Genomic DNA, 20173 nt, shown 5'->3' on the forward strand with positions numbered 1-20173 from the left:
GCATAGATATCTAAACGGACATATAATTTCTTTTCGATTTCAGCAGCAACGACTTGCGCTTCCTTTTTTTATTTTAAATCTATTGCCGGCTTTTCTTCGGTATTTATCTCCATCTTTGTAACTGACGATAAATTTCCATCCAGTATTTAGCTTTTCAAAACTTGCCATGATTTTACCTCCTATTTATGCTAAAATAGGGTATAGAAATAGACTTATCTTAGGTTTGTTTTCGATAAACACCACTTTCGCTTTTGCCAGGGAGAGTGGTGTTTTTTTATTGAAACTCAACTTTATCAAAACTTTCTATTTTTGTGACAGAACTGTGAAATAAGTACTCAGTTTCTTTTCTAACTCTGTTTGCTGAATATCTAATTTTATATCTTAGAGCAGGATATGAACGGTATATATTTTTAATGTTTTCTTCATAGTCATATGTGGTTATCCATTTATAGTGACTCATCATGTCAATGCATTTCCTTAATTCAATATGATTATCGTGATCAAAGAAGTTCTTATATAAATTTTTCCCTTGTTTGTAATAAGGTGGATCAAAAAAGATAAATAAGTTTTTAGGATTTTCATTTAACAAAACGTTATTAATTAAATCATTTGCTTCTAAATTATAAAGTTTGATTCTAGCTTTTTCGTTATAGATATCTCTAATTTTTTCAATTAATCCTTCTTTATTGAATCTGCAATCGAGTTTGTAAGCAGATTCTTGATTATAACCACCAATGGGACCACCACTAATAATTCCAGAACGGTTTGTTCTATTTAAAAAGAAGGTGGCGAATCCCAATTCAATAGAATATTGGTGACTATTAATAAGATTAGTATAAATTTCTTTTTGAATATGCCACTCTTCAATTGTGATTGGAATATCTCTAATCATTTTGATGAATTGTTTGTTATCATTTAAAATTGCATTCCAGATACTATAAATGCCTAAATCTAAATCATTTATAATTATTGAATCTACTTCATTGGAAAAGAGGAGCTCCATTCCGGCTCCGAATCCGCCCGAAAATGGCTCACAATATACAATATTTTGCATTTCATTAATTTGCAATAAGTTTTTTAGAAATTCCGAAAGCTGCGTTTTCCCACCTGGGTATCTTAATGGGGATTTTGTTACTGGCATGTTTATCACCTCTAATCAAATGTTATCAAATAAACTTAATCTTGGACATAGTTATTTATCCAATCGTTAGAACTTACTCCATGAAATTCAGCTGCTTTTTTAAAGCAAATATTTAAGTTTTTAAAAAAATTATATACTTCAGAATAATTTTCAGAGTCGTTAATCCAGTCAGTAGTTACAAATCTCCAAAAGTGTATATGTTCATTAAATATTCTTTTGTTTGATTCTCTTCGCATCCCTCTGGTTGATTTTCCATCAACCTGTGATGCAGATAATCTTTCTTCAATTTCATTAATTTTATTCGAGATGTTATTCCTAAAGTGAGTTCTTGAATATCCAGTCTTGACTAGCACTTCATTATCCCAAAATCTTGTATCTTCTGAACGGAGTAATTTTTCTGCATGTTTAAATAGCAAAGTTTCAGGAGATTCGCTGCCTGGTAAAGTAATAAGTTGATTATTAAGGTTATTTTGTGAAGACTGATCGCCATCTAGAATGTTAATCGAGCGCAAAGTCGACTTCAACAAGATAGTATCGTTAGCTATATTTTTGATAGTTTCACTTGAAAAGTTTGCATCCACTAAATGAAAAAATTTGGAAATATTTATGTCAGTGACATTTTCGTAATGCGAAAATAATATTTTTAAAAATGACCTAGCTTCTTCGTCTTCGGTAAAAATTGGAATCAGATTATCTACGTAAGATTCCTCCTGAGTAATTTCTTTTAAGTGTCTTTCAATCTTATATATATCTGGATCTAACATAGGTGTAACCTTAAAAATATTATCAATTAAATATATTATATTTGTTGTTGATGGAGTTTTCAACGAATGTTCTATCAATGAAAGACTATGTGATGTAAATAAGACTTGAATATGAAACTCTTTACTATATTTTGTAATGATATCAAAAAGTTTATTTTGAAAAGAAGGATGAAGTGTAGCATCGAATTCATCTATAAGTAAGATGCTTTCAACCTCTTGATTAGAGTTAATTGATTCATAGTAATATTTAAGTGAAATTAATGCAAGAATAATTATAAATAGATTATCTTCTCCGGCTGATATAGTATTTGAATCGATTCCAGTTTTATCAGTTGAAAAATCAGGCCGATTTTTTATTGCCCCCATACTAAACATTGTTATAACGTCAATGTTATATCCTGTGAAATCAAAGTACATTTTTTGTATTTCTTCAATATACTCCTTAGGTAAGGTATTGGCTAACTTTTTTATTAACTCATCAGAATCAAACTCACCGAACGAAAACAATCTAAATAGACCTAAATATATAATTGGTATCTTCGGTAATGAATCTCCACTATCTGGACGATATTCAGGTTTTACAGCAAATCGTCTCTTAGTCTCTGTTGAAGAGTTATGTCTTCTGAATGAGAGACTATAATCATTTAAATAAGTACAATTATATAATTCGCCAGTAACACCGTAGGCCGGATCATTGTATTCTTTGTCCCCTCTAGTCAAGCTTTCAATTTTTGGATTTGTTAATTTATTTAGTTGATTTATTACTTTTAGAGAATTTTTATCATTAACTTTCTCATCTGTGGTAGTTAACCTCTGAAATGAGTTACTGACTATGTGAATAATAGAAGATTTACAAGTTCCATTTGAACCTGAAATAATATTTAAATACGGTGAAAAAATAAGATTAATATCCTTTAATTTTCTATAAGTATTAAATTGGATTTCTTTAATCACTTTACTGCCTCCATCCTATGCTATAATAGTATAAAGGCATTTTAAAAAGGGTGCCTCGCTACACCTCACTCCATACCGCCAAGTAGGGGAGTGGGGTGTTTTTGTTTAATGCTCAACATCAACTGCGTAAGTCGCAATAACGTTATTTGAACCCGAAGGTACAAAATCTAATTCAATTTTATTTTGTGGCTCTTCTGTTTCGATGTAAAATTCAGAACTTCCAGACCTTCCTTGTGCAACTGGATCTCCACCATTTTGTTGACTAATGTTTGGCAGTAGTTTTCCATTCTCGTTGAAAACTTGGAAATCATGAAGTCCGAATGACAGATTTTCTGGATAGGAAATATTTTTATAATCAACTGAAATCAATATTAATTTATTAACATCAAAGTAATCGCCGTTCTTTATATAATCTGGAAAAGCTTCTGGGTTATCAGTGACGTTAGTAACAACAACTTCGGCAGAGACATCTTCAGACCCTTCAAAAATAAGACCAACAGGTTCATTTAGAACATATGGTAACTCTGCCATTTTCGACTCTTCCTCAGAAGTGACTTCTGACTCCAAAGATTCTGATAATTGTTCTTCTTCATTTGCTCGTTCTGATGATTCAATTGAGGAAGATCCTATATCAGCATTTTCTAATTCACCGCAACTTGCTAACAAAAAGGTACACAAACCAACAACAATAATTTTTTTCATATTAATTCCTCCAATGAATGATATAATGTTTTTATACCTTTCACTGGTAGTTAAAAATCCTACTCTGGCCGTCGAAAGCTATGGGGTGGGATTTTTTATATATTTCCATACTTAACATCTAAAGCCATCTTAATCTTAAACTCTTCTATTAGTTGTGTGTAGTTATATATTCCGTCATTTTCGGCAATGATTCTATTAATGGACTAATTCAACGCTTCTTGCTCCATTTTTAGGTGGGGGACCTTCATTTTGTATAAAATTGAATACTCAGAATGAAACTTAAAGTGAGCCAATTCATGAATCAAAACCTCTTTTGCTTTTTCCTCACTCAAATATTGATTGATAAAAATCATGTTCATCTCTACTAATGAATAACCATCTTTTTTTAATTCCACAAATTGTACATCTATTCCGAGTTCCTTAACCTCTGACAAGACACGCTGCATTAACTCACCTTCTATTCAATTCCGTATTTTCCTTTCAAAAACGCCAAGATTGCTTCTCTCTCATGTTAATTATTTTGTTCTCATCGAAACTCATGGCGTTATCAACCATTTTAGCTAAATCCGTTTCCGTGTAAGTAGTTTTTTCTCAGCCTACTAAGAAGTCTAATCTTACTCCAATGTAATCTGCAGCTTTACTAAGATTTTTGATAGTAGGATTTTGTTTCTACCATTTATATATTGCATTTTTGCTAAAGCCTAGCTCAGTAGCAATAGTCTTTAAATTTTCCCTTTGTTCATCAGCAAGGAACTTTGTTTATTCAAATATTGTTATATCAATATTTTTTCGAACAAATAAATATACAAAATATTATCATTGGTTGACGAACGCACTTTTTGTGTTTTTATTCACAATTTAGTCTGTTATCAAAAAATATAGTTTATAACACCTTATCAAATATTTAGATACATCGATAAGCGGATATTTTATAAGTTTATTTGCTATACCTAAACATTATCCTGTTAAATAATAGAAGTCAATAGGTTTTATACGTTTAGCTAACTTTTTTAAAATAAGAAATGAGAATTAGAAATTATGCCTGAATTTTTTTAATCATTTGTAAGAAAGAAATATCTCACAAAAACACTCGGGTCTATTCACTAATGAAAACCCACAATATCTTAACGAAGTATTAAACGGAAAAAAACTGGACCAAAGCTGACTATTGTTAGGATGCTAGAGATCAAATGGGGAGGGTGTTATGAATATCATACTTGCTATTAAAAAAGTTAAAGAAAAGCAAAGAGGAATAACAAGGGCATATCTTTGCATTTCAACTATTAAAAACAATATAAAATATTGGCAGTAATAGAACGTCAAGATGTCTCTTAGAGAGAGGATACCATGTACACAACGAGGAAAGGAGGAAAGGGTAATCTTGGTAAAACCCATCCCAAATTATTTTATTACAAACATATGATCAGTCAACTACTCAAACACATCTTATATACCTATTTCATCTACTTTTCTATATGTGCTATTTCCTAGTATCTTCAATTCGTCTGACACATTTTATAGAAGAAACGCGAAAATTCATTGTCTGTATTACAGAAACACTAATTATTTTGATGGTATTCTTCTAGTAACATATTCATTGTGGTATCCTGTGTTGTTTAATAGAGAGAGGCTAAATTATGCAAACGTATAAAATTATTCTTATTTAAAGAAAATTCTTATGTTGATAATTTTAAGGTTTTTCCATAGATATATCTCTATTCAGATAAACTCCTTATAAACAAATAATTCCGAAATAAAAAAAGTTGCTAACTTAACGTTGGGTCCTCAAACCCTTGTTAAGTTAACAACTTTTATTATCTACATGATTTCTTTTACGTCTCAGGAGGGATTCGAACCCCCGACCGTTCGCTTAGAAGGCGAATGCTCTATCCTACTGAGCTACTGAGACAACAAATATTCTTTAATTAGCACATTTACTATTATATGAAATATTTGCTCAAGTGTCAATAGCATTTAGCATTTATTTTATAATTAACTAGCTTAGTTTTCATGTTATTTCAAAATTGGCTAAAGTATGGTATAATGAAGCTACGCAAAAAATAACAATGGTCATTCATATCTGATAAAGTAGGGGAGATCATAAAATGAGTAATGAGATTTCAAAGGAAACAAAGACAATGATTGAAACGCAGTTAAGAAAAGGAACGAGTAATTCTCGTATCGCTAATCTACTAGGCGTGTCTTATGAAGAAGCATTAAAAGTGGTGGAAAGTATTAAAGAATCCATTCGTCCAGAAGTAGGGGATGAGATTCGATTTACGTTTAGAGACCACAAAATGGTTGGAATTATTCAAAAGTTATTAATCAACAGTGCCGTTGTTGAAATATATTGGGATTCATCTGAAGCTACCATGAGAGACATTTGCGAAGATAAAACGATTGTAAATTTCAAAGATATTATTGAATTTATAAACGTAAAAGAAGTAGAAGATGAATCAGTAGAAATAGAAGAATAAAGCCATTTTCCAGCAGTTGAAACTGCTGGTTTTTTTATTTTTTGATTTGTCAATTTAAGCTAGACAAAATAGATTCATCTAGGTAACTCAAAAATACCTCCAGTGGCGTCCGGTATGCTAAAGATTTTCGTGGAATATTGTTTCGCTTGTTCGCAACGGAAGAGACGAAGGCTTGGTCCACTTGATTGAAATCCATTTCTTTTGGCAACCCATCTCTTCGCAACAAGCCGTTGGAGTTTTCATTTAAGGCACGCTGTGAAGGCGTTCCGGGATCGGCGAAATAGATTGCAATGTCCTGTTGATTGCTTAAAGCTTTCCAATTGGAGAATTCTTTCCCGCAATCAAAGGTGATTGATTTGAATAAATGCCTAGGGATCGATTCAAACCATTGGTTCATCGTTTTCTCGATATCGTTCGCCTTCCGCCCCTCGGGCTTCAAAGTGATGATGACTTTCGATAGACGTTCCACTAAGGTGATAACGGCACTCTTGTGGTGGGCACCGACAATCGTATCGCCTTCGATGTGGCCGAATTCTTCCTTGAATGTCGGGTAATCAACCTTCCTTTCAGCAATATTCCGCTTGAAGGCCTGTTTTCCGCGACGTTCTTGATGACCGTTCGGTTTTCTCTTTCCCTTCATGGGCAAGGTGGTTTCATCAAACACCTTTTCTTTGAAGCGACGATAAAGAGTCCGCATGGAGCAATCAATCGGCATCTCTTCCCGACCCTTGATGATATCAGGAGTCCAGCCTTGTGCAATTTTTTCCTTGATGTAGGTCTGTTGTTCCGCTGGCAATACGATTTTACGCCGTCCGCAACGCTTCTTGTTTCTCTTGTATTGTTGGTAGTATTCCAAGGCCGTGTGGCCTTCTTTCAAAAAATGGATGACATTGTAAATAGGTGTTCGAGATCGTTTTAGATACGCAGCTATTTCGGAAACTTTGATATTTTGGTGGTAGTAAGACTCTATCATCACTAATTCATCCGTGGTAAGATGGGTGTAGGTCATTCGTGATCACTCCTATGTATTCTTTAGACGGAATTACATTTTGAGTGTACCACGAATGGCTCTTTTATTTGTCTAGCTTAATTTTACAATCGGCGTTTTATAATCAAAATAGTAATTATTCTTGACAATATAAAAAATGTTTATTATAGTTTGATAGTCGAATACTTTGATTATCAAACTATTTGTCATTCAAACCTGTTTTAAATATAAGTGCAAAAGGAGGGAGCCATTCTTTGAGTCATTCCATTGATAAAGTAAATTCATATTTAGTAACTATTTTTAATGAAGTTTTAGGTATTGAAGAAGAAGCGTTGCGTACAAGTAACTTTTCAGATATTTCCATAAAAGAAATGCATACTATAGAAGCAATCGGTATGTATGGTGAACACACATCTTCGGAAGTAGCTAAAAAACTTAATATAACAGCAGGTACCTTATCTGTTGCAATTAATACATTAGTGAAAAAAGGATACGTTGTTCGAATCCGATTGGAAAATGATCGAAGAGTTATTAAACTTGGACTAACCAAAAAAGGGAAACTGATTTATCGTCTTCATGACAAATTTCATAAACAAATGGTCATACGAACAATTGAAGGAATGGGTGACGACGAAGTTGATGCTTTGTTAAGAGGATTAGACAATCTCCATAGTTTCTTATTTGAACTGGTTGAAAATATTGGAGAACGGGATTGATATAATGGGTTTTAAAATTACATCAACAGGTCACTATGTGCCTTCCTTAGTCGTTACGAATGAGGACCTGACTGAGTTTTTGGATACAAGCGATGAGTGGATTCATAAACGAACAGGGATTTCTGAAAGACATATCTCAACTGGGGAGAACACTTCTGATTTAGCGAGTGCTGCTGCCAAGAAGATATTGGAAAAAAGAGGGATTTCTGCTTCTGAAATTGATTTCATTATTGTTGCAACCATGACTCCTGATGCCTCCAGTCCATCCACTGCCTGTTTAGTACAAAGTAAAATAGGTGCGGATCAAGCTTTTTGTATGGATATTAATGCTGCTTGTTCAGGCTTTGTTTTTGCACTGTCAACTGCAGCACATTATATGAAAAGTGGATTGTATCAAAAAGGCTTAGTATTGGGAGCCGATACGATGTCCAAAGTAATCAATTGGGAAGATCGTTCGACAGCCGTATTATTTGGAGACGGTGCAGGTGGTTTACTCTTGGAGCATGGAGATGAAGATGGAGAAGATTGTATTTTAGCAGAAGATTTGCATTCCGATGGGGTTCGTTATTTGGCTCTTACTGCGAATCAAAAAGATGTTCAAAATCCTTTTCATGCAAAAGAAGAAAGCCAACCAACCTATCATCTTGAAATGGACGGTAGAGGAATATTTGATTTCGTTATTCGGAGCGTTCCAAAAACGATTGAAGATGTTATTAAAAAAGCTAATTTAGAAAAAAATGATATTTCTTGGGTAATTGCCCATCAAGCTAATATCCGTTTGTTAGAAGCGATTAGCAAAAAAGTGAAAATTCCTTTTTCAAGATTTGCAAGAAACATTGCTACAACAGGAAATACTTCTGCAGGAAGCATTCCCATTTTACTCGATCAAATGATCGAATCAGGGGAAATAAAATTAGATAGTAAAGAAAAAGTACTATTAACAGGATTTGGTGGTGGCCTCACGTGGGGTTCAATCATCATTACTTTATAATAAAAAATAATAAAAAATAAAACACAAAAATTTGGAGGAATATAAAATGACATTCGAAAAAATTCAAGCAATAATCGTGGACCAGTTGGACAAAGATGAAGAGGAAGTAAAATTAACAACAAATTTCCGTGAGGATTTAGAAGCAGATAGTTTAGATTTATTCCAAATCATCAACGACATTGAAGACGAATTTGATATCAAAATTGAGAGCGATGAAGGAATCAACACAGTTGAAGATTTAGTAAAACACGTTGATGCTCAATTAGCATAATTCTCTTAAGAAAGTGGGCTCTTGTATGAAATCAGTTTTGTGTGAAATGTTGGGGATTGAGTACCCAATTATTCAAGGAGCAATGGCTTGGGTAGCAGACGCTGATTTAGCGAGTGCTGTTTCCAATGCCGGAGGACTTGGAATGATCGGTACCGGTCATGACCCGGTAGAAATAGTAAATGAAAAAATTGCCGATATGAAAACCAAAACCGACAAACCTTTTGGAGTAAACATTATGCTTTTAAACTCTCATGTTGAAGAGGTTGTAAAAGCGGTGTGTGCTTCAGGAGTCAAAGTTGTCACAACTGGTGCAGGAAGCCCAGGTAAATATATGGATCAATTTAAAGCTGCTGGAATTTCTGTTATTCCAGTAGTTGCTTCTGTAGCTCTTGCACGTCGCATGGAAAAAGATGGGGCAGATGCGGTTATTATTGAAGGGATGGAATCAGGCGGACATATCGGTAAGTCCACTACCATCACTCTTTTACCACAAGTGGTAGATGCCGTAGATGTACCTGTTATTGCAGCGGGCGGAATTGGGGATGGCCGAGGGATGGCAGCAGCGTTCATGTTAGGAGCCGCTGGTGTTCAGGTTGGAACCCGTTTCGTTGTAGCAAGAGAATCCAATGCTCATCAAAACTTTAAAGACGCGATCTTAAAAGCAAAAGATATTGACACAGTAGTTACTGGACTCATTACCGGACATCCTGTTCGTGTATTGCGGAATAGATTGACTCGTGAATATTTAAAAGCAGAAAAAGAAGAAACGAGTAAAGAAAAACCAGATTTTGATCGTTTAGAAAAAATAGGGACAGGAGCTTTGCGAAAAGCTGTTGTTGAAGGCGACAAAAATTATGGTTCGATGATGGCTGGACAAATTGCAGGAATGATTACAAAAGAAGAAACTTGTAAGGAAATCATAGAAGATTATATGACTACGAGTAAAAAAATGATTTTAGCTCAAGCAAAATTATGGACAGAATAGTAAAACAGAGGTGAAAGTATGTCAATAGCATTTGTTTATAGCGGTCAAGGAGCACAATATACCGGGATGGGCCAAGAGCTTTATGAAGAATTTGATGAAGTTCGTTCTATTTTTCAAGAAGCTTCTACTATTCTGGGGTATGACATGGAAAAATTGTGTTTTAAAGAGGGAAGCGAATTAAACCTAACTGAATATACACAACCAGCCATCCTGACAGTCAGCTATGCCATTGACCAACTTCTGGCTTCAAAAGGTATCCAGCCAGCGATTGTAGCTGGCTTAAGCCTTGGGGAATACACAGCACTGGTGAAAGCCAATGCTTTTTCTTTTAGAGAAGCACTAGAGTTGGTTTCGAAACGTGGGAAGTATATGAGTGAAGCAGTCCCAGCAGGACAAGGGAAAATGGTAGCTGTAATGAACGCCGAACGTTCTTTGATAGAAGAAACTTGCAGAGAAGCATCAAAAACTGCTTATGTTGCCCCGGCTAATTACAATATGCCTACGCAAATTGTAATTGGAGGAGAAATTGAAGGAGTTGATAAAGCAGTTGAATTGCTAACTGAAAAAGGTATTCGAAGAATGATTCCTTTAGAAGTAAGTGGTCCATTCCATACAAAGCTTCTTCATTCTGCGGCTGTAAAGCTTAGAGAAGACTTAAATAACATTGTTTTTCAAAAGACAAGCATTCCTGTCATTGGGAATACGGAAGCAGAAGTGATGGAGGTACAAGAAATACCATCTCTGTTAGAAAGACAAGTAGAATCAGCTGTAAAGTGGGAAGATTGTGTAAATAAAATGATTTCTCTTGGCGTAGATACGTTCGTTGAGATAGGACCAGGAAAAACGTTAAGTAAGTTTATTAAAAAAATCAATAAAGAAGTGACGATTTTAAACGTTGAAGATAAAAAGTCACTAGAAAAAACATTGGCATATTTCAATCAAGAACAATCAGCCGGAAATGAGGAATAAATTTGGACTTAAAAGGAAAAACAGTACTTGTAACGGGCAGTTCTCGTGGAATTGGAGAAGCGATCGCTCTTGCATTTGCTCAACAAGGTGCCAATATCGTTCTAAATGCTAGAAAACCTGTTTCTGAAGAAATGACGAACAAACTGACTGCATTAGGAGTAGAAGTTGAAACTATTTTGGGCGATGTCAGTGAATTTGATACGGCAAAAATGATTGTCGATAAAACAAAAGAACTTTTTGGTTCTATTGATGTTTTAGTTAATAACGCTGGAATTAATCGTGATAAATTAATTATGAGAATGACTGAAGAAGATTTTGATGCAACCTATCAAGTAAATCTAAAAGGTTCTTTTAATATGATTCGTCACGCATTGCCTCTTATGTTAAAACAACGTGTGGGAAGTATTATCAATATCTCTAGTGTAGTAGGCGAAACAGGAAATGTCGGACAAGCTAATTATGCAGCAAGTAAAGCGGGAGTTATTGGTTTAAGTAAATCAGTAGCTCGTGAAGCAGCTGCTAGAGGCGTTACTTGCAACACCATTACACCAGGATTCATTGAAACAGATATGACCGATGCACTTTCAGATAAAATTCAAGAACAAATGATGAGTCAAATTCCCTTGAAACGATTTGGTAAAACCGAAGATATTGCCGATGCGGCAGTTTTCTTAAGTAAAAGCGACTATATCACTGGACAAACCATCCGCGTTAACGGCGGCATGTACATGTAAGGAGGAATAATATGGAACGAGTAGTAATTACTGGTATGGGTGCTATTACGCCTCTTGGCAATACAGTAGAAGAATTTTGGGATGGAATCAAGAACGGAAAAAACGGAATTGGTCCTATTACTAAATTTGACGCAACAGAGACAGGTATTTCTGTTGCTGCAGAAGTAAAAGACTTTGATCCTACAAAATATATGGGTCGTAAAGAATACAAACGAATGGATTTATATTCTCAATATGCTGTTGCTGCATCCGTGCAAGCAATGGAACAAAGTGGAATCGATATGGATAAAATCGATGTCACTCGTTTTGGTGTGATTATTGGTTCAGGGATTGGTGGATTACCACAAATGGAATCTGGAATCATTAAAATGAACCAAAAAGGACCGAAACGTGTACCACCTATGTTTGTACCAATGACGATTGGAAATATGGCTGCGGGTAACACCTCTATCAAGTTAGGTGCTAAAGGACTAAGCCTTGATATCGTTACTGCCTGTGCCTCTGCAACCAACTCTATTGGGGAAGCATTCCGTAACATTAAACATGGTTACTCTGATTTAATTGTTGCAGGGGGAGCAGAAGGAACCATTTGTGAGATTGGTATTGCTGGCTTTGCGGCTTTAACTGCGTTATCAGAAAGTGCGGATCCAGATCGCGCCTCTACACCATTCGATAAAGAGCGAAATGGATTTGTGATGGGTGAAGGCGCTGGTGTGTTAATGCTAGAAAGTCTAACACATGCTCAAGAACGAGGCGCAAATATTCTTGGAGAAGTAGTAGGGTACGGTAGTAATTCAGATGCGTATCATATGACGGCTCCAAGTGTAGATGGAAGTGGAGCTGGAAATGCAATGCTCTTAGCTATGAAAGAAGCAGGAATTGATCCAGAAGCAGTTGATTACATCAATGCTCACGGAACCAGTACTCCTGCAAATGATTCTTCAGAAACATTAGCCATTAAATATGCGTTAGGTGAAGAAAAAGCTCATCAAGTAGCTATTTCTAGCTCGAAAAGTATGACTGGACATCTACTAGGAGCAGCAGGTGGAATCGAATCAGTCATTAGTGTGAAAGCAATGTTAGAAGGATTCGTTCCTCCAACGATTGGTTATCAAGTTGCTGATGAACAGTGTGATCTGGATTATGTTCCAAATACTGGCCGAAAACAAGATGTTCAGTATGTTTTAAATAACTCCCTAGGCTTTGGCGGACATAACGCTGTCTTGTGCTTTAAGAAATGGGAGGCTGCAGAGTGAAATTTGAACAAGTTAAAGAATTAATCAGCTTGATAGACCATTCTTCTCTTAAAGAATTTGAATTTTCTCAAGAAGATTTCTCTGTTCGTATGTCAAAAAATGAACAAGCTTCTTTTTCTACCTCAACGGGATCAAAAGAACCATCAGAGATTCGTTCGAATCCAACCAAAAATGAATCTTCTGCGACTGAATTAGTAGAGAAAGTAACTTCAGAACCTTCTTCGAAAAAAGAAGAAAAAGAAGGAAAATACATTCTTTCACCAATTGTTGGGGTCGTTTATTTAAGACCAAGTCCAGAAGCAGAAAACTACGTTTCTCTTGATGAAACAATCGCTGAAGGACAAGTTGTTTGTCTTGTAGAAGCAATGAAAATTATGAATGAAATTAAAAGTGAATTGAACGGAAAAATTGTAGAAGTATTAATTGAAAATGAACAGGTAGTGGAATATAACCAACCTTTATTCCGTATCGTTTAATAAAAGGAGCCGAAAAAATGAGTATTATGACTGCACAAGAAGTAATGGATCTAATCCCAAACCGCTACCCAATTTTTTTCATTGATAAGGTAGAAGAACTTACACCAGGTGAGCATATCGTTTGTTACAAAAATGTGACGATTAACGAACCTTTCTTCCAAGGACACTTTCCAGGAGAGCCAGTTATGCCTGGCGTATTAATTGTTGAAGCATTAGCACAAGCAGGATCGATTCCTTTGTTAACATTAGATAGCTTTAAAGGACAAACTGCATACCTTGGTGGACTAAACAAAATTAAGTTCCGTCAAAAAGTAGTACCAGGAGATGTTCTTCGTCTACAAGTTGATATTGTAAAATTGAAGAAATTTGCCGGAATTGGATATGGTCAAGCCTTTGTTGGAGATAAAAAGGTTGCTGAAGCAGAAATGACATTTATCATCGGGAGATGAGTATGCTGAAAAAAGTATTGATTGCCAACCGAGGAGAAATTGCCGTTCGAATTATACGAGCCTGTCATGAAATGGGTATACAAACCGTTGCTGTCTATTCTGAAGCAGACCGAGAAGCGCTTCATACGCAACTAGCAACGGAAGCCATTTGTATTGGTCCTGCAAGAGCAAGTGATTCCTACTTAGATATGACTAGCATCTTAAGTGCCGCAGTTGTAACAGGAGCACAAGCGATTCATCCAGGATTTGGATTTCTTTCTGAAAATAGCATCTTTGCGACGATGTGTGAAGAAATGAATATTAAATTTATCGGACCGAAACCGGAAACGATTGATTTGATGGGAAATAAATCAAATGCACGTAAAGCGATGATGGAAGCGGATGTTCCAGTCATTCCTGGTAGTAAAGGATATATCAATGATGAGCAAGATGCCATCGAAAAAGCAGAAGAGCTAGGATATCCAGTTATTTTAAAAGCTGCTTCAGGTGGTGGTGGAAAAGGGATGCGACGAGTGATGAACTCAGAAGAATTGATTCCTTTGTATTCTCAAGCAAAAGCAGAATCAAAAGCTGCTTTTGGAGATGATCGCATGTACATTGAAAAAATTATTAGCCCAGCACGTCATATTGAAATTCAAATTTTAGCAGATGAGCATGGAAATGTAATTCACTTAGGGGAACGAGATTGTTCTCTTCAAAGAAATCATCAAAAAGTTTTAGAAGAGTCACCTTCGACATTTATTACAGAAGATACTCGAGAGAAGATGGGAAAAGTTGCTGTACAAGCTGCTCAGCATGTTGGGTATGAGAATGCAGGAACGATTGAATTTCTTGTTGACCAAAATGAAGATTTTTACTTCATGGAAATGAATACGCGTATTCAAGTAGAGCATCCAGTCACTGAAATGGCCACTGGAATTGATATTGTAAAAGAACAATTAAGAATTGCAAGTGGATTAGAATTAACCATTAAACAATCGGACATCCAACTTACTGGACACACGATTGAATGTAGAATTAATGCAGAAAATCCAGCCAAGCAATTCCGACCTTCTTCTGGAACGATTGATTACTTATTTCTACCGAGTGGTGGAAATGGTCTCCGTGTGGAAAGTGCAATGTACGGTGGATATACCATTCCTCCTTTTTACGATTCCATGATTGCAAAAATTATAACTAAAGGTGAGAACCGTCAAGAAGCGATTGCAAAAATGCGAAGAGCATTGCAAGAGCTCGTTATCCATGGAGTGGATACAAACCAGGAATTCAAGAAGCAATCCTTGAAGATCCTCGATTTGTTGAGGGAGATTTTGATACGGATTACTTACAAAATGTCTTTTTAAAAAATTGGCAACCTGAGGAGTAAACGTGATAGAATAATGAAACAAATAGATGAGAGGCAAGAGGTGATGAAATGAAACTATTTCGTAAACGGCCATATATCCCCTTAGAGCCATCCTCTGCGGTAGAAGAAGCGCAACAAAAGCCCGTTGTACCAGAAGGATTATGGGAGAAATGTCCCAACTGTAATAAGACGATATACAGCAAAGATTTAGGTAGTGAGAAAATTTGTCCTCATTGTCAATATAATTTTCGAATTACTGCAAAAGAACGAATCAGTTTACTAGTGGATGAAGGAAGTTTTGAGGAATGGGAACAACTCTTGCCCATAGAGAATCCATTAAATTTCCCAGGATATGAAGAAAAACTGATGGTTACAAAAGAAAAAACAAATATGGATGAAGCAGTGGTAATCGGGAAAGCTCAGATTGAAAACCAAGAATTGATTTTATGTGTTATGGATTCTAATTTTTTCATGGGGAGTATGGGGAAAGTCGTGGGTGAAAAAATCACTCGTGCTTTCGAAATAGCTATTAATCTTCGTCTACCTGTCGTGATCTTTACTGCCTCAGGAGGCGCTCGTATGCAAGAAGGAATTCTGTCCTTAATGCAAATGGCAAAGATTAGTATTGCTGTATCCAACCACCAAGAAGCGGGCCTCTTGTATATTCCTGTCCTAACTGATCCCACTACTGGTGGGGTTACGGCTAGTTTTGCAATGCAAGGCGACATTATCTTAGCAGAACCAGGTGCAACAGTTGGCTTTGCTGGGAAAAGAGTTATTGAACAAACCATTAAAGCAACACTTCCAGAAGGATTCCAAACGGCAGAACATCTTTTACAAAAAGGGTTTATTGACCGAATTGTTCCTCGGACCAAACTGCGGTCTGTTTTAGGATTTCTTTTGAGTATCCACCTAGATGTAGAAACGGAGGTGGACTCATGAAAGAGGCTTATGAAATTGTTCAAGCTGCAAGAGAAATTAATCGTTTTACTACAAAAGAGTTAGCAGAAAATATTTTTGATGCTTTTTTTGAATTACATGGCGATCGCCGATTTGGTGATGATCCTGCTATCTTAGGGGGAATTGCCTCTTTAGAGGGCCGTGCAGTAACGGTTATTGGTACTCAAAAAGGTCATGATGTAAAAGAAAATGTGCATCGTAACTTTGGAAGTCCGCATCCTGAAGGCTACAGAAAGTCAATTCGTCTGATGAAGCAAGCAGAAAAATTTGGACGCCCAGTTATAACCTTTATAAATACTTCAGGAGCTTTTTGTGATGTCGAATCAGAAAATCGAGGAATTGGCGAAGCAATTGCTGAGAGTCTACTCGTGATGTCACAATTAAAAGTACCTATTCTTTCTATCTTTATTGGAGAAGGAGGAAGTGGGGGAGCTTTAGCTTTAGGTATGGGAAATCAAGTCTGGATGATGGAAAACAGTATGTACTCGGTATTGTCACCAGAAGGATTTGCCTCAATTCTATGGAAAGACTCTAGTAGAAGTAAAGAAGCTGCAGAAGTGATGAAAATAAGCCCACAAAATCTTTTAGATTTGGATGTAGTGGATAAAATTATTCCTGAAAGTAAGAGAAAAAAGAAAATGAAGAATGAAGATGTTTTGCATTTGATGCGAAAAGAAATTATAGGAACACTGAATATGATGGATGAATGGACGCAAGAATACATCGTTCAACAACGTCAAAAGCGATTCCGCCAATTTTAACAGATATCATTCATAGAAAGTTTGTTAGTCTTCTACTGGAGATTAGCAAGCTTTTTTCATTTGTGCTATTCTAAGAACGGACACAAAGGAAAGGAGTGCAACTACTATCGATCAACCAATTCCGTTTCCCAAAAATTTTGACTCCTATGTATCCATGGCAATGGAAGCATTTCAGTATAATGATTTTCCAAAAGCCGTGGAGTACTTAACGAAAGCATTAGCGATTCAAAAAAACGAGGAGCTACTACAACTTTGCTTGACAATGATGCAAGATACGGAGCAATTTTTAGAAGGCGTTCAGTTATTAAAACTGCAAAAGCCTGAATTGTGGAATTCAACAGATGTTTCTCCATTAGATGTACACTTGATTACTTTTTTAATTTATGCGAAAGAATTAGATGAAGCAAAAGAACAAATTTCGAAAAGAGAAAAAGTATTATCAAATGGAGATAGTGATAGACACCTCTTTGATGTTTTACAGCAAAACTTAAATATCATAGAAGAAAAACAAAAAGATGAACGAAATAAAAAAATCGCGGTCGTTCAAGAAGAAAGCACGTATATTTTAAATGAAGGCTACCATCGGCAAGCTAAGTTTTTAAAGGAATACACAATTCTTCCTGAAAAAGAACTACGAACTATTTCTCAATCATTTCTAACAGATCAGAAAGTTCATGCATTTTTGAAAACGGATATTTTACAAACTCTGATACAAAAACAAATAGACATGAAAGTAACTATTTCAAAAGAAAGCTATTCTAAAACTTTAAATATAAAAGAGCTATATCCGATTCAACAATCGTTACTTCTTATAGAAAGCCAGAATTTTTTTGCCAAATACGATATACAAAATCCAGAATTACAAAAACAAATGGAAACTAATTTCTTTCTTCATTGTGCATATTATTATCCTTTTGAAAAAGAGGTGTTGTATTCAGTGGTAGAATGGCAAGAAGCAATGAATCAGATCACCTTATCAACGGGAACTATTTTAAATAAAGAAGAAAAAAAGCTGATACAAAACATTCAAATAGCTGAAAAAAACTTAAATATATTAACGGACATGTAAAATAATGATAAAACTATCAAACATCTTTGACGGAAGGGGCTTTCACCTTTATAATATAGATGAGTTGATTGTTTTAAAATGCTTGTGATGAATATGGAGGAGGGTCTATAATGGCATATGGAAAAGTGAAATGGTTTAGTAATGATAAAGGGTATGGCTTCATCGAGTTCATGGATGAAGAAGATGATATTTTTGTTCATTTCACAGGAATTGCTGCTGAAGGATTCAAAACTTTAAGAGAAGGCCAAAGAGTAGAATTTACAATAGCAGAAGGTGCTAGAGGCCCGCAAGCAACAAATGTACAGGTATTAGAAGAAGAGGACACTCAAATGACGACCTCTGAAGAAAACGTACCTGTTGAGTAAAGAGGTTATGATCAATGTATCGGATTTTTATTGATGGTGCGGCAAATCCTACACAGAAAACGTCAGGGGTAGGAATTCTTATTGTTCACCAAGGAGAACAAATTCAGATCAGCACGCCCCTAGAAAAATATTACGACAATCACGAAACAGAAATGATTGCATTCATTGAAGTATTGCAATACTTAGTCGATCAAAAAATAACAGATGAATTGATCCTTTGCCATACTGATAGTAAAATGCTCCTCACAGCTATTGAAAAAAGATATAGTAAAAAAGAAAATCATCGAATCCTATTGAAAGAAATCTTGCCATTATTAAATGAATTTTCAAATTTTCATTTAAAGTGGATTCCTGAAAAGGAAAACAAGGGTGCAGATCATTTAGCAAAAGCAGCTCTAATAAAAGCAAAAAAATACGTAGAATCTAATTAAATTAGACTCTACGTATTTTTTATAGTTTACTTATTTTATTGGAGGAGTTCCTTCAGCATTTGATACAACTGCATCTATTTGGATAAGAGCTTCCATCGGTAAAGTTGAAATACCAACGACTGTTCGCGCAGGAGAACCATCTGGAAAGAATGTCTTATAAACGGTATTTACGGCATTCATATCTTCTATATTTTTAAGGAAGATATTTACTTTAACAACATCTTCTAAAGAGTGATCAATACTTTCAATAATCACCTTCATATTCCTTAAACACTGTTCAGCTTGTTCTTTTACACCACCAGTGACTAATGTTCCTGTTTTTGCATCTATTGGTAGTTGTGCAGAAAGATGATTGTAATGAGAAAAAGCTACTGTTTGTGTTGACAAAGGATTTTTAGGTGCTGCATCTGTGTTATTTGCTTCTATAATTAATCCATGACGATCTTCTACAAGCTGTGGTGGAGTACCATCTCCATGTGATACGACTGCTTCGATTTGGACTAAAGCATCCATTGGAAGATTTTTTGCGGCGATAACTGTTCGTGCAGGGAAATAAGCTACCGCTCGTGCAATAGATGAGTCTGGGAAAAAGGTAGTATAGACTTCATTTACCGCTTCTAAGTCATCATAATTTTTAATGAAAATATTAATTTTAACAATATCATCAAAGGGAACATCGATGCTCTCTAGAATTGCTTTTATATTTTGTAAACATTGGATTGTTTGCTCTTTTATACCTCCGGAAATTAATCTACCAGATTTTGGATCAATCGGTAATTGAGTAGAAAGATTATTGTAATGAGAGAAAGCTACTGTTTGGGTAGAGAAAAGACTGATTGGTGCATTTATTGTATTATTTGTAAGTTTAATTAAGTCTCCGGATTGAGGCGCATTTGGAATCGTTCCTTCACCATATGAAAGGAGAGCATCAATTTGTACGGAAGCGTTCATTGGCAAAGAATCAATTGCCACTACAGTTCTTGTAGGAGTATAGCTAGGAAATACATTTTTATAAACTTCATCTATAGCAACGGTATCTTTTATATTCGTGACATATATTGTAACTTTAACAATATCATTCATTACATGATTGATACTGTTAACAATTTCTTTAATATTTTTAAAACATTGCTCCGCTTGCTCTTTAATTCCACCCTCTACTAATTTCCCAGATACTGGATCGATCGGTAATTGAGCAGAAAAATTATTGTAGTGAGAATATGCTACGGTTTGTGAGCATAGTCCATCATTCATAGGTGCTTTTTCTGTATTTCTGGATAATACTGCATTATATTCGTTCATATTATTATTCCCCTTTTAAAATATATTCTGGTGCCTCGATATCATTCAACCATTCAAACTACTTTTC

At 35.4% G+C, this 20173-nt stretch carries 22 protein-coding genes, 1 tRNA gene and 1 pseudogene; 16 read left to right on the top strand and 8 right to left on the bottom strand.

What is annotated here, in order from left to right; genetic code table 11:
- Positions 1 to 39 precede the first annotated feature (39 nt).
- The 6 genes from LZ578_RS12485 to LZ578_RS06525 form a co-directional block, all read right to left on the bottom strand.
- Positions 40 to 168: a hypothetical protein gene (locus LZ578_RS12485; RefSeq protein WP_255763812.1), complete on the bottom strand. Its 129-nt coding sequence runs from the start codon at positions 166 to 168 to the stop codon at positions 40 to 42.
- A gap of 106 nt (positions 169 to 274) precedes the next feature.
- The gene (locus tag LZ578_RS06505) at positions 275 to 1141 is read right to left on the bottom strand and encodes a DNA adenine methylase (RefSeq protein ID WP_235144334.1); all 867 of its coding nucleotides are present in this window, start codon (positions 1139 to 1141) and stop codon (positions 275 to 277) included.
- Between the two features lie 35 nt (positions 1142 to 1176).
- Complete coding sequence (locus LZ578_RS06510; RefSeq protein ID WP_235144336.1) at positions 1177 to 2859, bottom strand: AAA family ATPase; 1683 nt, start codon at positions 2857 to 2859, stop codon at positions 1177 to 1179.
- A 105-nt stretch (positions 2860 to 2964) separates the two neighbouring features.
- Positions 2965 to 3561 (bottom strand): hypothetical protein, encoded by a 597-nt coding sequence (locus tag LZ578_RS06515; protein ID WP_235144338.1) that lies wholly within the window; start codon positions 3559 to 3561, stop codon positions 2965 to 2967.
- Between the two features lie 203 nt (positions 3562 to 3764).
- Positions 3765 to 4007 (bottom strand): ImmA/IrrE family metallo-endopeptidase, encoded by a 243-nt coding sequence (locus LZ578_RS06520; RefSeq protein WP_235144339.1) that lies wholly within the window; start codon positions 4005 to 4007, stop codon positions 3765 to 3767.
- Between the two features lie 1389 nt (positions 4008 to 5396).
- Positions 5397 to 5470, bottom strand: a tRNA-Arg gene (locus LZ578_RS06525).
- Between the two features lie 196 nt (positions 5471 to 5666).
- Here LZ578_RS06525 and LZ578_RS06530 point away from each other — a divergent pair.
- Complete coding sequence (locus tag LZ578_RS06530) at positions 5667 to 6038, top strand: DUF2187 domain-containing protein (RefSeq protein WP_235144341.1); 372 nt, start codon at positions 5667 to 5669, stop codon at positions 6036 to 6038.
- A gap of 49 nt (positions 6039 to 6087) precedes the next feature.
- On the opposite strand, the gene LZ578_RS06535 is transcribed toward LZ578_RS06530, so the two are convergent.
- Positions 6088 to 7047, bottom strand: coding sequence for an IS30 family transposase (locus tag LZ578_RS06535; protein WP_235144342.1), 960 nt, complete (start codon positions 7045 to 7047; stop codon positions 6088 to 6090).
- A 233-nt stretch (positions 7048 to 7280) separates the two neighbouring features.
- On the opposite strand from LZ578_RS06535, the gene LZ578_RS06540 reads away from it, so the two are divergent.
- From LZ578_RS06540 to LZ578_RS06610, 15 genes and pseudogenes are all read left to right on the top strand, one after another.
- On the top strand, positions 7281 to 7742 hold the full coding sequence (locus tag LZ578_RS06540) for a MarR family winged helix-turn-helix transcriptional regulator (protein ID WP_235144350.1): 462 nt from the start codon (positions 7281 to 7283) through the stop codon (positions 7740 to 7742).
- Positions 7743 to 7746: 4 nt separating this feature from the next.
- Positions 7747 to 8733, top strand: a complete 987-nt coding sequence (locus LZ578_RS06545; protein WP_235144352.1) for a beta-ketoacyl-ACP synthase III — start codon at positions 7747 to 7749, stop codon at positions 8731 to 8733.
- Positions 8734 to 8779: 46 nt separating this feature from the next.
- On the top strand, positions 8780 to 9004 hold the full coding sequence (locus LZ578_RS06550; RefSeq protein ID WP_235144354.1) for an acyl carrier protein: 225 nt from the start codon (positions 8780 to 8782) through the stop codon (positions 9002 to 9004).
- A gap of 25 nt (positions 9005 to 9029) precedes the next feature.
- Positions 9030 to 9989: an enoyl-[acyl-carrier-protein] reductase FabK gene (gene fabK / locus LZ578_RS06555; protein ID WP_235144356.1), complete on the top strand. Its 960-nt coding sequence runs from the start codon at positions 9030 to 9032 to the stop codon at positions 9987 to 9989.
- A gap of 18 nt (positions 9990 to 10007) precedes the next feature.
- The gene (gene fabD, locus LZ578_RS06560) at positions 10008 to 10958 is read left to right on the top strand and encodes an ACP S-malonyltransferase (RefSeq protein ID WP_235144361.1); all 951 of its coding nucleotides are present in this window, start codon (positions 10008 to 10010) and stop codon (positions 10956 to 10958) included.
- Positions 10959 to 10960: 2 nt separating this feature from the next.
- Positions 10961 to 11692, top strand: coding sequence for a 3-oxoacyl-[acyl-carrier-protein] reductase (gene fabG, locus LZ578_RS06565; RefSeq protein ID WP_235144362.1), 732 nt, complete (start codon positions 10961 to 10963; stop codon positions 11690 to 11692).
- An 11-nt stretch (positions 11693 to 11703) separates the two neighbouring features.
- Positions 11704 to 12948 carry a beta-ketoacyl-ACP synthase II gene (gene fabF, locus LZ578_RS06570; protein ID WP_235144363.1) on the top strand — a complete coding sequence of 415 codons (1245 nt, stop codon included), beginning with the start codon at positions 11704 to 11706 and terminating at the stop codon, positions 12946 to 12948.
- Positions 12945 to 13424, top strand: coding sequence for an acetyl-CoA carboxylase biotin carboxyl carrier protein (accB, locus tag LZ578_RS06575; protein WP_235144364.1), 480 nt, complete (start codon positions 12945 to 12947; stop codon positions 13422 to 13424). Before fabF ends, accB begins: the two co-directional genes overlap by 4 nt.
- A gap of 17 nt (positions 13425 to 13441) precedes the next feature.
- Positions 13442 to 13873: a 3-hydroxyacyl-ACP dehydratase FabZ gene (gene fabZ, locus LZ578_RS06580; RefSeq protein ID WP_235144365.1), complete on the top strand. Its 432-nt coding sequence runs from the start codon at positions 13442 to 13444 to the stop codon at positions 13871 to 13873.
- A gap of 2 nt (positions 13874 to 13875) precedes the next feature.
- A pseudogene (locus tag LZ578_RS06585) lies at positions 13876 to 15239 on the top strand (acetyl-CoA carboxylase biotin carboxylase subunit).
- 48 nt (positions 15240 to 15287) lie between these two features.
- On the top strand, positions 15288 to 16160 hold the full coding sequence (gene accD, locus LZ578_RS06590) for an acetyl-CoA carboxylase, carboxyltransferase subunit beta (protein ID WP_235144366.1): 873 nt from the start codon (positions 15288 to 15290) through the stop codon (positions 16158 to 16160).
- Positions 16157 to 16939 (top strand): acetyl-CoA carboxylase carboxyl transferase subunit alpha, encoded by a 783-nt coding sequence (gene accA / locus LZ578_RS06595; protein ID WP_235144367.1) that lies wholly within the window; start codon positions 16157 to 16159, stop codon positions 16937 to 16939. The genes accD and accA overlap by 4 nt, the downstream gene beginning before the upstream one ends.
- A 160-nt stretch (positions 16940 to 17099) precedes the next feature.
- Complete coding sequence (locus LZ578_RS06600; protein WP_235144368.1) at positions 17100 to 18008, top strand: hypothetical protein; 909 nt, start codon at positions 17100 to 17102, stop codon at positions 18006 to 18008.
- Positions 18009 to 18118: 110 nt separating this feature from the next.
- Positions 18119 to 18373 (top strand): cold-shock protein, encoded by a 255-nt coding sequence (locus tag LZ578_RS06605; RefSeq protein ID WP_235144369.1) that lies wholly within the window; start codon positions 18119 to 18121, stop codon positions 18371 to 18373.
- Positions 18374 to 18387: 14 nt separating this feature from the next.
- Positions 18388 to 18804, top strand: a complete 417-nt coding sequence (locus tag LZ578_RS06610; protein WP_235144370.1) for a ribonuclease HI family protein — start codon at positions 18388 to 18390, stop codon at positions 18802 to 18804.
- Positions 18805 to 18834: 30 nt separating this feature from the next.
- Here LZ578_RS06610 and LZ578_RS06615 read toward each other — a convergent pair whose 3' ends face one another.
- Complete coding sequence (locus tag LZ578_RS06615) at positions 18835 to 20106, bottom strand: RidA family protein (RefSeq protein ID WP_235144372.1); 1272 nt, start codon at positions 20104 to 20106, stop codon at positions 18835 to 18837.
- Positions 20107 to 20173 lie beyond the last annotated feature (67 nt).

Source organism: Jeotgalibaca sp. MA1X17-3 (assembly GCF_021513155.1).
In the GTDB taxonomy this organism is placed as follows: Bacteria; Bacillota; Bacilli; order Lactobacillales; family Aerococcaceae; genus Jeotgalibaca.

What these genes read in the sequence shown, in the direction of transcription:
- LZ578_RS12485 (WP_255763812.1), bottom strand. Translation starts at nt 168, where the DNA reads ATGGCAAGTTTTGAAAAGCTAAATACTGGATGGAAATTTATCGTCAGT.
- LZ578_RS06505 (WP_235144334.1), bottom strand. Translation starts at nt 1,141, where the DNA reads ATGCCAGTAACAAAATCCCCATTAAGATACCCAGGTGGGAAAACGCAG.
- LZ578_RS06515 (WP_235144338.1), bottom strand. Translation starts at nt 3,561, where the DNA reads ATGAAAAAAATTATTGTTGTTGGTTTGTGTACCTTTTTGTTAGCAAGT.
- LZ578_RS06520 (WP_235144339.1), bottom strand. Translation starts at nt 4,007, where the DNA reads ATGCAGCGTGTCTTGTCAGAGGTTAAGGAACTCGGAATAGATGTACAA.
- LZ578_RS06530 (WP_235144341.1), top strand. Translation starts at nt 5,667, where the DNA reads ATGAGTAATGAGATTTCAAAGGAAACAAAGACAATGATTGAAACGCAG.
- LZ578_RS06535 (WP_235144342.1), bottom strand. Translation starts at nt 7,047, where the DNA reads ATGACCTACACCCATCTTACCACGGATGAATTAGTGATGATAGAGTCT.
- LZ578_RS06545 (WP_235144352.1), top strand. Translation starts at nt 7,747, where the DNA reads ATGGGTTTTAAAATTACATCAACAGGTCACTATGTGCCTTCCTTAGTC.
- LZ578_RS06550 (WP_235144354.1), top strand. Translation starts at nt 8,780, where the DNA reads ATGACATTCGAAAAAATTCAAGCAATAATCGTGGACCAGTTGGACAAA.
- fabK (WP_235144356.1), top strand. Translation starts at nt 9,030, where the DNA reads ATGAAATCAGTTTTGTGTGAAATGTTGGGGATTGAGTACCCAATTATT.
- fabD (WP_235144361.1), top strand. Translation starts at nt 10,008, where the DNA reads ATGTCAATAGCATTTGTTTATAGCGGTCAAGGAGCACAATATACCGGG.
- fabF (WP_235144363.1), top strand. Translation starts at nt 11,704, where the DNA reads ATGGAACGAGTAGTAATTACTGGTATGGGTGCTATTACGCCTCTTGGC.
- fabZ (WP_235144365.1), top strand. Translation starts at nt 13,442, where the DNA reads ATGAGTATTATGACTGCACAAGAAGTAATGGATCTAATCCCAAACCGC.
- accD (WP_235144366.1), top strand. Translation starts at nt 15,288, where the DNA reads ATGAAACTATTTCGTAAACGGCCATATATCCCCTTAGAGCCATCCTCT.
- accA (WP_235144367.1), top strand. Translation starts at nt 16,157, where the DNA reads ATGAAAGAGGCTTATGAAATTGTTCAAGCTGCAAGAGAAATTAATCGT.
- LZ578_RS06600 (WP_235144368.1), top strand. Translation starts at nt 17,100, where the DNA reads ATGGAAGCATTTCAGTATAATGATTTTCCAAAAGCCGTGGAGTACTTA.
- LZ578_RS06605 (WP_235144369.1), top strand. Translation starts at nt 18,119, where the DNA reads ATGGCATATGGAAAAGTGAAATGGTTTAGTAATGATAAAGGGTATGGC.
- LZ578_RS06610 (WP_235144370.1), top strand. Translation starts at nt 18,388, where the DNA reads ATGTATCGGATTTTTATTGATGGTGCGGCAAATCCTACACAGAAAACG.
- LZ578_RS06615 (WP_235144372.1), bottom strand. Translation starts at nt 20,106, where the DNA reads ATGAACGAATATAATGCAGTATTATCCAGAAATACAGAAAAAGCACCT.